Origin of the sequence: Nocardia sp. CNY236 (assembly GCF_000482385.1) — a bacterium.
In the GTDB taxonomy this organism is placed as follows: Bacteria; Actinomycetota; Actinomycetes; order Mycobacteriales; family Mycobacteriaceae; genus Nocardia.
The window spans coordinates 1-13,821 of record NZ_AXVD01000052.1; the positions used below are offsets into that span (position 1 = coordinate 1).

The 13,821-nt window shown below is 69.4% G+C and carries 2 protein-coding genes; both read right to left on the minus strand.

The window, feature by feature from the left end; translation table 11 throughout:
- Positions 1-1,790 (minus strand): type I polyketide synthase (locus tag K940_RS0120690; RefSeq protein WP_028479050.1); only part of this gene is annotated, 1,790 nt, incomplete at its 3' end.
- A gap of 13 nt (positions 1,791-1,803) precedes the next feature.
- A complete protein-coding gene (locus K940_RS31080) occupies positions 1,804-13,818 on the minus strand; it encodes a type I polyketide synthase (RefSeq protein WP_051407417.1) in 12,015 nt (4,004 codons plus the stop codon).
- Positions 13,819-13,821 lie beyond the last annotated feature (3 nt).

Below are 13,821 nucleotides of genomic sequence, written 5' to 3' on the forward strand. Positions count from 1 at the left end.
TCGCACTCGGCCATCCGCGCCGCGAACACCGCCGACTCCGCCAGCAGCTCCCGCGCCATGCCCACCCACTGCGACCCCTGCCCCGGAAAAACGAACACCGTTCGACCGGAGTGGATCGCGCCGCCGCGAACCAGACCGACTGCATCGTCACCGTCCTCGAGTGCACGCAGTCCTGCGAGCAGCTCGTCTCGGCTCTCGGCGATCACGACAGCGCGATGCTCGAAGGTGGTCCGTGTGGTGGCCATTGCCCGTGCCACCGACGCTATTTCGGCGTCGTGAATACGGTCCAGGGCGGTGCGCAGGGCCAGGGCCTGGGCGCCCAGCGCCTCCTCGGTGCGCGCGGATACGACGAACGGCAACAGCCGCGCGTGGTCGTCCGAGCGCGGCGCCGGATCGGCGTCCTGCGGCTCGGGCGCCTGCTCCAGCACGACATGCGCGTTCGTCCCGCTCACACCGAACGACGACACCGCGCTGCGCCGTGGCCGCCCCAGCTCCGGCCACGGCCCCGCCTGCGACACCAACCGCACCGCACCCGACGACCAATCCACCTGTGACGAAGGAACCTCCGCATGCAGTGTTTGCGGAAGCACACCGTGCCGCAACGCCTGCACCATCTTGATGACCCCGCCCACACCCGCGGCTGCGGACGTATGCCCGATATTCGACTTCAGCGACCCCAGCCACAGTGGCCGCTCAGCGGGCCGGGCCTGGCCGTAGGTCGCCAGCAATGCCTGTGCCTCGATCGGGTCACCCAGTGGGGTGCCGGTCCCGTGCGCCTCGACGAGGTCCACATCCGCCGTCGACAACCGGGCATCGGCCAAAGCCTCTCGGATGACCCGCTGCTGCGCCGGGCCGTTCGGCGCGGTCAAACCATTCGACGCGCCATCCTGATTCACCGCCGAACCGGCCACCACCGCCAGTACCCGATGACCGTTGGCGACCGCGTCCGACAGGCGCTCCAACGCCAGCACGCCGACGCCTTCGGACCACGCGGTACCGTCTGCCGTATCAGCGAACGCCTTGCAGCGGCCGTCGGGAGCGAGTGCCTTCTGCCTGCTGTAGGAGACGAAGGCATCGAGGTCGGCGCCGACGGCCACGCCGCCGGTCAACGCCATCGAGCATTCGCCCGACCGCAGCGATCGCACGGCCAGATGCAGCGCGACCAGGGAGGACGAACAGGCCGTATCCACAGTGAACGACGGTCCACCAAGGCCGAGCACGTACGACAGCCGCCCGGAGATGACGCTGCTCGTGGTCCCGGTGTGCAGCAGGCCCTCGACCTCCGCGAGCCGGGCGCAGCCCGCGCCATAACCGTTCACCATTGCCCCGATGAACACACCCGTCGGGGTGTTGCGCAGGGTGGCCGGGACGATGCCCGCATCTTCCAGGGTTTCCCAGGCGACCTCCAGGAGCAGCCGTTGCTGCGGGTCCATGGCCAGCGCCTCGCGCGGCGAGAGGCCGAAGAATCCCGGATCGAATTCGCCTGCATCGTCCAGAAATCCACCATTGCGGGTATAGGAGGTGCCGGCGTGGTCCGGGTCCGGATCGTAGAGGCCCTCGACGTCCCAGCCGCGATTGGCGGGCCACTCGGTGATGGCGTCCGTGCCCGCGGTCACCAAGTCCCACAACTGTTGCGCCGAATTCGCACCGCCCGGGTATCGGCAGCCCATTCCGACTATGGCGATCGGTGCGTGCCTGGCGTCCTGGTGCTGGCGCAGCCGCCGCCGCGCATCGCCCAGATCGGCGGTGGCACGGCGCAGGTACTCGAGCAGCTTCTCGTCGTTGGGCATGGGTTGTCCGTCCTCAGGCCTGGCCATGGTTGCCCCCGCCGTGGTTGTCGTCGCCGTATTCGTTGTCGAGAAGATCGAACAGCTCGTCCGCGGTAGCGGATGCGAGGTCGCCGGCGCCCGCGGACGGCGCATCGACCTCGGTCCACCGGCGCAGCAGGTTCTGCAGGCGGATACCGATATCGCGGCCTCCCGGCGTGTCCGGGGCGAGACCGGTCAGCGCCGATTCGAGGCGCTCCAGTTCGGTCAGCGCCCGGACGCCCGCTGCGGCATCGCCGCACAGTTCGGTGTAGAGCACATCGACCACGGCGACGGGCGTCGGGTGGTCGAAGACCACGGTGGCAGGCAGCTGAACCCCGGTGGCAGCGCGTAGTTGGTTGCGGAATTGGACGGCGAGCATGGAGTCGAAACCACTGTCGGCGAACGCGTGCTCGGCACCGACTGCCGAGCGGTCGGTGTGGCCGAGCACGGTCGCCGCGTAGCCGGTGACGATATCGAGCAGCACCGTGCGCCGCGCCGGCTCGTCGAGGGGTTCCAGGCGCTGGGCCAGCGCGGTGGGCGCGGCGTCGGTCTCGCGTTGCCTACGCAGCGTCTGCGCGGCCTCTGGCAGATCCCGGATCAGGCCGAGGGCGCGCGGGCTCGGAACCGACGCGATGATTCTGTCCACGTCGATATCCGCGACGAAGCCGGTCGCTTCGTCGTTGTCGAGCAGTCGCTGCAGGATCGTGGTGATCGTCCCGGTCGACATCGGCCGGTCGGTCGCCACCGACCGAGAGTCCTGTCCGCCGAGGGCGACCACCAGGCCGTGCGCACCACACTCGCGGCGCTGGCGCAGCCGCGCCTGGACCGCCGCGCACGCCGCGGTGGCCGCGCCGTGCCTGACCGCCCCCCAGGTGCCACTCAGCGCGGTCAGCACCAGGAGGGTCGTCTCGCCGGATGGGCTCAGCGCCTCCAGGTTTCGCACCGCCGCCACCGCAGTGTGTACGGTGTCGTCGAGTTCTTCGGCGGTGAGCGTGGCGATGCTCGCACCGGGTCCCTCCGGCACGGCCGAGTGCACGATCATGCGGACGGGGTGTTCACCGTCGAGCTCGCTCAGCAGGTTCGGGTCGGCCGGTGTGCGGTCGGTGACGGTCATAGTGACGTCCAGCTCGGCCAGTTCCTTGCGAAGTGCGGTGATCTCGTCCCTGTTGCTGACGCCGGTCTCGTCGTCGCCGTTGCCGCCGGTGACCAGGATGTGCCTCGCGCCCAGCCCGGCGAGCCACCAGGACAGCTCCGCAGTCAGATCGCTCATACCTGCCGTGATCACCACCGTGCCGCCCGCGGGCGACCAGTCACGGGGCACGGGGTGGTCGTGAATGTCGTTTCGCTGCAGGCGTCTTACATATGCGCCTGTGGAGCGCAGCGCGATCTGGTCTGCACCGTGCCCCCCGGCGAACACATCGGCCAGCCGCTCGGTCGGCAGGTCTGCGACTGTGTCGGGCAGGTCGAGCAGACCTCCGAAACGCGGCTCCTGTTCCAGGAGAAGAACTTGTCCGAGCCCCCAGAACTGAGCCTGATCCGCCCGCTGGAGCGGTTCGTCGTCCACTGCGACCGCACCGGTCGTCACGCACCACAGCGGCATGGTCATACCGCACATGTCGAGCACGCGCAGTAGCTCCACGGTCGCGATCAGCCCGGCGGGCGCCGCCTTGTGGCCCGGTGCCGGGTCCTCGTCGAGTGCGAGCAAGGAGACGGCCCCCGCGGGCTGTGCCCGCGTACCGATTTCAGTCAGCGCGGCGTCCACCGATGTGTCGTTGGCCGCTGGATCGTCGCTCACGATGACGACGACCGGTCGCGCACCACCGTTGCGCAGTGCCTGCGTGCAGACCTCGACCACCGGGTGCTCGCGCCGCGCGATCGGCACGAGCACCAGCCAGTCACCGCCGAGCCGACCCACGGGCAGATCCGTGACCGGCTGCCAGCCGATCCGGTAGGTCAGCCCCTGGCCCGCTTCGACAGCGGTCGCAGCGTTGTTTGCGGGTGTGTGCCACCCCGGTGATGGCAACCAATACCGTTCCCGCTGAAACGCATAGGTAGGCAGTGCGACACTGCCGCTGCCGCTCAGCACGGGCAACCGGCCCCACGAGACGGCCGCACCGCCGCACCAGGCCTCACCCAACGAGGTCAGCAGGCGCTGCCAACCACCATCGTCGCGGCGTAGCGAGCCGATGGCTGCGATCGCGCGGCCGCTTTCCTCCGCGGTGCCCTCGATGGCGGCGGTCAGTACGGGATGTGGGCTCATCTCGATGAACCTGCTGACGCCGGAGTCGAGCACGGTACTGGTACCAGTATGGAACTCCACGGTCGCACGCAGGTTGCGGTACCAGTAGTCGGCGTCGAGCGACGCCCCGTCGAGACGCTCACCGGTCACCGTCGAGTAGAACGGGATTTCGCTGGCCCGCGGCCGGATGTCGCCGAGCGCGGACAACAATTCGTCGTGCAGCCGAGTCACCTGTGTGGAGTGCGCGGCGTAGTCCACAGGAATTGCGCGGGCGCGGACCCCCTGGCGATCGCACTCGGCGCGCAGGGCGGCCAATGCCTCGGGGACTCCGGAGACGACCACAGCGGCCGGGCCGTTGACTGCTGCGACGCACACGCTGTCGCCGTAGTCTGCGATCAGCTCGGCGGCGCGCTCCCGTCCGACCGCTAGGGACATCATGCCGCCGCTGCCCGAGAGCCTGCGCAGCGCTCGGCTGCGCAGCGCCACGATCTGCGCTGCATCGGTCAGCGACAGCGCACCGGCGACACAGGCGGCGGCGATCTCCCCTTGGCTGTGGCCGATCACAGCGTCGGGATGCACACCGACGGTTCGCCATTGCGCGGCCATCGCCACCATGACGGCGAACAGCGCAGGTTGCACGACGTCGACTCGGTCGAGCGAGGCCGCGCCGGGCCGGGCGCGCAACGTATCGGTCAGCGACCAGTCGACCCACGGTGCCAGCGCCGCTGCACATGCGGCGATGCTGTCGGCGAATTCCGGTGAGGTGTCGAGCAATGCGGCGGCCATCCCCAGCCATTGCCCGCCCTGCCCCGGGAATACGAACGCCGTTCGTCCCCGACCTGCCTGGCCCTGAATGATTCCAGGCGCGGCCGGGTCCTCGGCGAGATCGGTCAACGACCGCAGCAGCGATTCCCGGTCGACGCCGACCACGACGGCGCGCACCGGGAATGCCGACCGCGTGGCCAATGACCGGGACACATCGGCAATTTCGACATCTGTGGCGACAGTCAGGTGATCCCGAAGCCGGATGGCTTGCGCACGCAGGGCAGCCTCGGTATGCGCGGAGAGCATCCAGGGCACCGGGCCGGTGATGACACCCGGCCGGGCGGTATGGCGCTCGTCGGCGGTGGCCTCCTCCAACAGGACGTGTGCGTTGGTGCCGCTGATGCCGAACGCCGAGACCCCCGCCCGGCGGGGGCGGCCGTCGGGCTGCCAGGGCAGCGCCGCCGTGAGTAGTTCGATCTCACCCGCGGACCAGTCGACGCGTGCTGTGGGTTCGTCGATGTGCAGCGTCCGAGGCAGCAGGCCGTGCTGCAGAGCCTGCACCGTTTTGATGATGCCCGCCACACCGGCAGCGGCCTGCGTATGACCGATATTGGATTTCAACGAGCCCAGCCGCAGCGGTCCCCGCCCACGCCGATCGGCGCCGTAGGTGGCCAGCAATGCCTGTGCCTCGACGACATCGCCGAGGACGGTGCCCGTACCGTGCGCCTCTACGAGATCGACGTCGGCGGCGTCGAGCCCGGCGTTGGCGAGCGCTTGCCGGATCACCCGTTGCTGGGCAAGGCCGTTCGGAGCGGTGAGGCCATTGGAAGAGCCGTCCTGATTGACCGCGCTGCCGCGCACCACCGCGAGCACCGGATGCCCGTGCCGACGTGCGTCGGACAGGCGCTCGACCAGCAGCATGCCGGCGCCTTCGCCCCAGCCGGTGCCATCGGCCGTGTCGGCGAAAGACTTGCAGCGACCGTCCGCGGAAAGTCCACGCTGCCTGCTGAATTCGATGAGTGCGTCCGGTACGCACATCACGGCCGCGCCGCCGACGAGAGCAAAAGAGCACTCCCCCGACCGCAGCGCCTGCCCCGCCAGGTGCAGGGCGACGAGCCCGGAAGAACATGCGGTGTCCAAGGTTACGGCCGGACCCTCCAACCCGAGCTGGTAGGCGATGCGTCCGGATGCGACGCTGGTGACGGTGCCGGCAAGCAGATGACCCTCGACGTCGGATGAATTCGGTCCGGAACCGTAGCCCTGCCCGGCGACGCCGACGAACACCCCACCGGCGTTGTCCGCCAGGTGTAACGGGTCCATCCCGGCGCGCTCCAGCACCTCCCACGCGGTCTCCAGCAGCAGCCGCTGCTGAGGGTCCATGGCCAGCGCCTCCCGCGGAGAGATTCCGAAGAAGGTGGCGTCGAAATCACCTGCTTCGCCGAGGAATCCGCCGCCGGATGTGTAGCAGGTCCCCGGGTTGTCCGGATCAGGGTGATAGAGCGTGGCGAGATCCCAGCCACGGTCGGCGGGCAATGGCGAGATGGCGTCGACCTCGCCGGTGACCAGTTCCCACAGGTCCTCCGGCGACCACACCCCGCCGGGGAAGCGGCAGGCCATGGCAACCACAGCGAGCGGTTCCGCCGGATCGGCGGCGGAGGTTCGGGCAACCGGCTCGAACGCGGACGCGGCACCATCGGTCAGCAGCCCACGCAGATGGGCGCTGAGTGCAGCGATGGTCGGGTGATCGAACAGCAACGAGGCAGGCAACGTCAGCCCGGTCACGGTGGCGAGCTGGTTGCGCACTTCGACGGTGGTCAGCGAGTCGAGGCCGAGTTCGCGCAGCGGGCGCTCGGGATCGATCGTGTCACCGGTGTCGTAGCCGAGCCCGGTGGCGACCTGCGTGCTCACCAGATCCTGCAGCAGAGCGCGCTGTTCGGATTCGACCAGGTCGGCGAGCCGATACCGCCAGCCCTCGGCGGTATCGCTCACGACAGAGTGCGCGGCGCCGTGCGCAGCCTCAGCCTCCCGGATGCCGCGCAGCAACGGGCTGGGCCTGGCCGTGGTGAATGTGGGCGCGAACCGCTCCCAATCCACGTCGGCCACGACGACCTGGACGTCGCCGAGGGCGATGGCCTGCCGCAGCGCCGCGACGGCCACGGCCGGATCCAGGCCTATCAGACCGTGGCGACGCAGCGTAGCGCCGGCGTCACCCTGTGCCATCCCGGTGCCCGACCATGGTCCCCAGGCCACCGAGGTGGCGGGCAAACCACAGGCGCGGCGACGCGCTGCCAGTGCATCCAGGTGCGCATTGGCAGCCGCGTAGCCGCTCTGTCCGCCGCTGCCCCACGTTCCGGCAATGGAGGAGAACAGGACGAACACGTCCAGCGAGTCCTCGTCGAGCAACTCGTCGAGGTGCGATGCACCAGTAGCTTTGGCGGTGATGTCGGCGTAGAGGTCGTCGGCATCGAGATCGTCGATCCGGGCAACGGAGGCCGAGCCGGCGGCGTGGAAGACCGCGCGCGGGGAATCGCCCGACGCGCGCAGCCGATCGAGCAACGCAGCGATATCGGCGCGAACTCCGAAGTCGCAGGCCGCCAGCGTGACCCGAGCGCCCATGTGTTCCAGTTCGGCCGCCAACGCCGCAGCACCGGGGGCGACTGCACCATGTCGACCGGCAAGGACCAGGTGCTCGGCGCCATCGGCTGCCAGATCGCGGGCCAACACCGCACCGATTCCGCCGGTGCCGCCGGTGATCAGAACAGTGCCTGTCGGTCTCCACCGCTGTTGTTCGGCCGCCGCGAACTGGACGGCCCGGACGAGACGGCGGCCGAACAGCCCGACCGGGCGGATCGCAATCTGATCCTCCTCCGCCAGTCCGCCGGAGAGCACGGCCGCGAGCGTGCGCAGCGCCGCGGTGTCCGGAGTCTGCGGCAGATCGATCAGTCCGCCCCACAGGCGCGGCATCTCCAGTGCGGCAACCCGACCGAAGCCCCAGATCTGGGCCTGTTCCGGCACGGGCGCCGCGTCCTGCGCTACCCCGGAGGTGACGCACCACAGCTGCAGGTCCACGCCGGCATCACGTGCGACCTGGACGAGGCGCACAGTCGCCGGGAGCGGATCCGGCCCCAGGGCGAGCAGCGACAGTACTCCCACCGGCGCCGCGGCGTGCAGCCGATCGGCGAGTTCCGTGCGGGTGGTCTCGGCGCCGACCTCGATCACGGTCACCTCGGCGCCATGGCCGGCCAGCGTCTCCCGCAGCGCCCACGTGACGTCGACCTCCTCACCCACCGGGACCACCAGCGCCCATCGACCGGTCGGGCCGGCCCGGCCCGGGGTCACCAACGGCTCCCAGGAAATCCGGTAGCGCCGCTCGACCGCACGCGCTTCGCGCTCGGTCCGGGTGCGCCACGAGGCCAGCGCGGGCAGCGCCTCGGCGAGCGGTGTGTCCACCTCGATGCCCAACAGCGACGCCACAGCGAGCGGATCGTTGTCCCGCACCAGATTCCAGCTGGTGTCCACCGATGTCGCGGCGGCTTCCGGCCAGAATCGCCGGTGCTCGAATGGATAGGTGGGCAGGTCGACCAGCCGGCCCCCCGATGGCCAGATGACCGGGACGCCACGCACGTACAGGCCGGCCAAGGCGGTGGTGACCGCTGCCAGCTCGGGGCGGCCCTTGGGCAGCAGAGTCAGCACCGCGCCGGCGGGCTGTGCGGGCGGGCAATCGGCCAGCATGGCGGCGAGGATGCCGCCCGGTCCGACCTCGAGGAAGGTGGTCGCCCCGGCCCCGACCAGGGAGTCCACACCGTCCTGGAAGCGGACCGCGCCGCGGGCGTGGCGGACCCAGTAGTCGGCCGAGCACAGCTCATTACTCGTGGCAGGTGCACCGGTCAGATTGGAGATCACCGGGAGCTGCGGCGAGGCGTAGGAAACCGATTCCGCTATCCGTCCGAACTCCTCGAGCATGGGTTCCATTCGGACGGAATGGAATGCGTGACCCACAGTGAGTCGCCGGGTGCGGCGACCCCGTTCGCTCAGCTGCCCGGCGACGGCAAGTGCGGCCTCGGCGTCACCGCTCAGCACGACGGCGGTGGGCCCGTTGACGGCCGCAATTGCCACCGCCTCGCCGGTGAGCAGTTCGCGGACCTCGTCCTCGGTCGCCTCGACGGCCACCATCGCGCCGCCGTCCGGCAGCTCGTCCATGAGCCGACCGCGTGCGGTAACCAGGACACATGCGTCGGGCAGGCTCAACACGCCCGCCACATGGGCCGCCGCCAGCTCACCGATGGAGTGCCCGAGCAGCAGATCCGGTCGGACCCCGCGCCGCGCCAGCATGCGAGCGAGCGCCACCGAGACGGCGAAAAGCGCAGGCTGGGTGTACCGGGTCCGGTCCAGCAGGTGGGCGGCATCGGTGTTCTCGGCGGCGAACACGATCTCGTGCAACGAGCGGTCGAGGTGCGGTGCGAGATGCGCGAGCACGTCGTCGAGCTCCTCGGCGAACACGGGATCGGCACGGTAGAGCTCGGCTCCCGCAGCGGCGAATTGGCTGCCCTGACCGGGAAAGAGGAAGGCGAGCCGTCCGCCCCCGGGCGCAAGGCCGGTGATCAGGTCACCAGTGCGGGCGCCTGCGGCGAGCGCGGCCAACGCCGGTCGCATCGCCATCTCGTCGCGACGCAGAATCGCAGCCCGGTGACGCAGGCCCGACCGTGCGACGGCAAGCGTGTGCGCGACATCGGCCGCAGCGACGTGTGGGTGGGCATCGAAGTGCTCGTCGATGCGGGATGCCAAGGTACGCAAGCCTTCCAGGGTGGCTGCGGACAGCAATAGGGGCATCGCGAAAGGATGCGCTGCCGACCTATCCCTGTCCTCGACTGCCGGTGCTTGCTGGATGATCACGTGTGCATTGGTGCCACTGATGCCGAATGCGGATACACCGGCCCGCAGCGATCCCTCCGTTTGCGACCAGGTGGTCGGCTCGGTCAGCAACCGCAGTCCCGAAGTGGTCCAGTCGATATGCGGGGTCGGCACGTCCGCGTGCAGAGTTGGCGGCAGTTCGGCATGCTGTAGCGCCAACACCATTTTGATCACGCCGGCGACACCGGCCGCGGCCTGGGTGTGCCCGATGTTGGACTTGACCGATCCGAGCCACAGCGGATCGGACGCACGATGCGGTTGTCCGTAGACGTTCTGCAGCGCCCGCGCCTCGATCGGATCACCCAGGTTCGTTCCGGTGCCGTGGGCTTCGACCGCGCCCACCTCCGCGGCGGATATGCCGGCGTCGGCCAGTGCGGCACGGATCACCCGCTGTTGGGCGAGGCCGTTCGGGGCGGTGAGACCGTTGCTGGCACCGTCCTGGTTGATCGCGGTGCCGGCGACGAGCGCGAGCACCCGGTGGCCGCGGCGACGGGCGTCGGACAGCCGCTCGAGCAACAGAACTCCGGCACCCTCCGACCAGGCGGTGCCGTCAGCGGTGGCCGAGAACGCTTTACACCGGCCATCGCGGGCGAGGGCGCCCTGCCTGCTGAATTCGAGGAACACCGTCGGCGTGCTCATCACGGTGACACCGCCGGTCAGTGCCCGGTCGCACTCACCGCGGCGCAGTGCCTGCACGGCGAGGTGCAGCGCCACCAGCGAGGTGGAGCACGCGGTGTCGACGGTCAGTGCGGGACCCTCGAGACCGAGCGCATAAGCGATGCGACCGGACAACACGCTCGCCGCAGTACCGGTGAGAAAGTGACCCTCGGTGTCGTCCGCGGACGCGGCGATCCTGGCCGCGTAGTCTGCGCCGTTGGTACCCACGAAGACACCGACCGAATCGCCACGCAGGGAGGTCGGATCGACACCTGCATGTTCGATGGCTTCCCAACAGGTTTCGAGAAGCACTCGCTGTTGCGGATCCATAGCCAGCGCCTCGCGGGGTGAAACCCCGAAGAACGCCGCGTCGAAACAGGCAGCGTCGAGCAGGAAGCCGCCGATCCGGCTGTAGGTGGTTCCGGGGCGCTCGCCGCGGGGATCGTAGAGCCGGTCGATATCCCAATCGCGGTCGTCCGGCCAGTCCGTCATGACATCGCGGCCTTCGGCGAGCAGCCGCCAGAAGGCGTCGGGTCCGTGTGCCCCACCAGGGAATCGGCAACCGATACCGACGATGGCGATCGGCTCATCCGAAGCGGCGATCGCCGTGGGCACGGGTTGCGCCGCTGCGTCCGGTTCGCCGAGCCCGGTGGCGAGATGGGCGGCGAGCGCCTGCGGCGTGGGGTAGTCGAACACAATGGTCGTGGGCAGCCGCTGCCCGGTCTCTCGAGCGAGCCGGTTACGCAGGTCGACAGCGCTGAGTGAATCGAAACCTGTTTCGGCGAAGGATTTTCGCGTGTCGATGGCGTTCGCTGCGTGGTGTCCCAGGACTCGTGCGGCGAGATCACCGATCAGCCCGACCAGCCGTCGCGTTCGCTCCGCCATAGGCAACGAGGCCAGCTCGGGGCGCGGCGAATCAGCGCTGTCCGCAGTCGCGACGGCGATCCCGGGCAACTGCGCGAACAACGCGAGGCCACGCGTCCTGCCAGAGGCGCCGAACCGGGACCAGTCGACATCGGCGACGATCGCCGCGTCTCCGTCTCCGTCACCGGCCAGGATCCGGCCCAGCGCGCCGAGCGCGGCGTCCGGGTCCATCCCACGGACACCGAGGCTGTCGAGCCGGTCGGCACTGCGTGCGTCCACCATGCCGTCACCGGACCACATACCCCACGCGACACACGTCGTGGGCAGACCCGCCGCACGGCGAGCGGCGGCGAACGCATCCATGGCCGCATTGGCAGCGGCGTAGTTCGCTTGGCCGAGACCGCCGATCGTGCCCATCAGCGAGGAGAACAGCACGAACGCCGACAGGTCGTAGCCTGCGGTGAGCTCGTGCAGATGCTCGGCAGCGGTGAGCTTGATCCGCAGTTGGCCGTCGAGCCGAGCCGCGGTCATCGCGTCGGTCATGCCGTCATCGAGCATTCCGGCCGCGTGGACCACTGCGGTGAGCGGCCACTGCTCGGGTATCGCGGCGAGTGCGGCAGCGAGTTGTTCCCGGTCGGTGACGTCGCAGGCGGTGATGGTCACCGCGGCGCCGGCGCATACCAGTTCGTCCCGAAGTTCCTCCGCTCCAGGGGCGTGCGGGCCACGGCGGCTGAGCAGCAGCAGATGCTCGACTCCGCGCCCCGCGAGCCGGCGCGCGACATGCGCCCCGAGCCCCCCCGTACCACCGGTGACGAGAACGGTGCCCGTCGTCGGCCACTGCTCCCGCATCCACGGCCCCTCCGCAACGGGCTGCAGGCGGCGGCCATATACACCGGTAGCCCGCACCGCGACCTGGTCCTCGTCCCGGACCGTGGCCAGAACGGTGCGCAGCCGGCCTGCCGCTCGCTCGTCGAGCGTCGGCGGCAGATCGATCAGGCCACCCCAGCGATCCGGATGTTCCAGCGCGAGAACGCGCCCGAGTCCGGCGACGGCGCCGTGCGCGGGTGCGCCGGGCCGCTCACCGGAACCGATGACGGCAATCCCCCGGGTGAGACACCACAGCGCAGCAGCAACTCCGGCATCGCCCAAAGCCTGTGCCAGAGCCAAGGTCAGTGCCACACCGCCGGGCAGGCTCGAATGCTCCGGATGTGGGCGCGACTCGTCGGCGAGCACGGACAGCACACTGCCGACGGGCCGGTCCTCGACCGCGGCACGTATGAGCGCGGCCAGGGACTGCCGGTCGTGACCGGAGCCCGGGACGCCGAGTCGAATCAATTCCAGCCCGTCGGCGGCCAGCCAGTCTGCCACTTCGCTACCGGATTCCGGCTCGACGATCAGCACAGGACGCGTAGGAGCTGCTGCAGACGGAAGCGAAAGTGGTTGCCAAGAAATGCTATAACGCCATGCAGCGGCCCGGCGAGCCCGCCACGACGACAGCGCGGGCAGGACCCCTTCGAGTGCCTCGACATCGACATCCAAGGCCTCCGCGAGTTCCGGCACCGAGCGGCTCGCCAGCTCACGCCAGATGTCGTCGGTTTCCATCGCGGCGATGGGGATTTCCGTGTCCGCCCAGTATCGTTGGCGTTGGAATGGGTAGGTGGGTAGGGCGATGGGGTGTGCTGTGGTGGTGTCCAGTGCCGTGGTCCAGTCGATGGGTATTCCGCGTACCCATCCTTCGGCGAGGGCGCACAGCAGGCGATGCATACCGCCCTGTCCGCGGTGCAGAGTGTGGAGCGCAGCGACGATGTCGGCGGCTGCTGTGATGTCTTCGATGCTCGCTGCGAGCACGGGATGCGGACTGATCTCCACGAAGGCGGTGTGACCGAGCTCGACCAGAGTCTCGACCGCTGGTGCGAAGCCGACTGTGTGGCGCAGGTTGCGGTACCAGTAGCCGGCGTCGAGGCCAGCGGTGTCCACCCAGTCACCGTCGACCGTGGAGTAGAGGGGAACCTCACCGGCGACCGGTCGGATTCCGGTCAGCGCCGTATGCAGGTCCGCACGAATCTGTTCGACCTGCGCGGAATGCGAGGCATAGTCGACATCGATGCGCCGCGCCCAGATGTCCTCGGCGACACACCGGTCGAGTAGTTCGTTCAGCGCGTCGTCATCGCCTGCCAGCGTGGTCGCTGTCGGCCCGTTGATCGCTGCTATCGAGATCCGGCCCGACCATGGGGCGATCAGTTGTGTGGTGTATTCGGCCGAACAGGCGATCGAGGCCATCCCGCCGCGGCCGGCCAGTACCGCGATCGCCTGGCTGCGCAACGCGACAACTTTCGCGCCGTCGGCCAGGGTCAGTCCACCTGCCACCACGGCTGCAGCGATCTCGCCTTGCGAATGGCCCAACACTGCAGCCGGTTGCACCCCGAACGAACGCCACACCGCCGCCAGCGACACCATCACCGAAAACAACACCGGCTGAACGACATCCACCCGATCCAGCGGTGCCGACGAACGGAGCACATCCACCAGCGACCACTGCACCCACGGCGCCAATGCCGCCTCGCACTCGGCCATCCG

Excerpts from the sequence above, each read along its gene's own strand:
- K940_RS31080 (WP_051407417.1), bottom strand. The coding sequence starts at position 13,818 with ATGGCCGAGTGCGAGGCGGCATTGGCGCCGTGGGTGCAGTGGTCGCTG.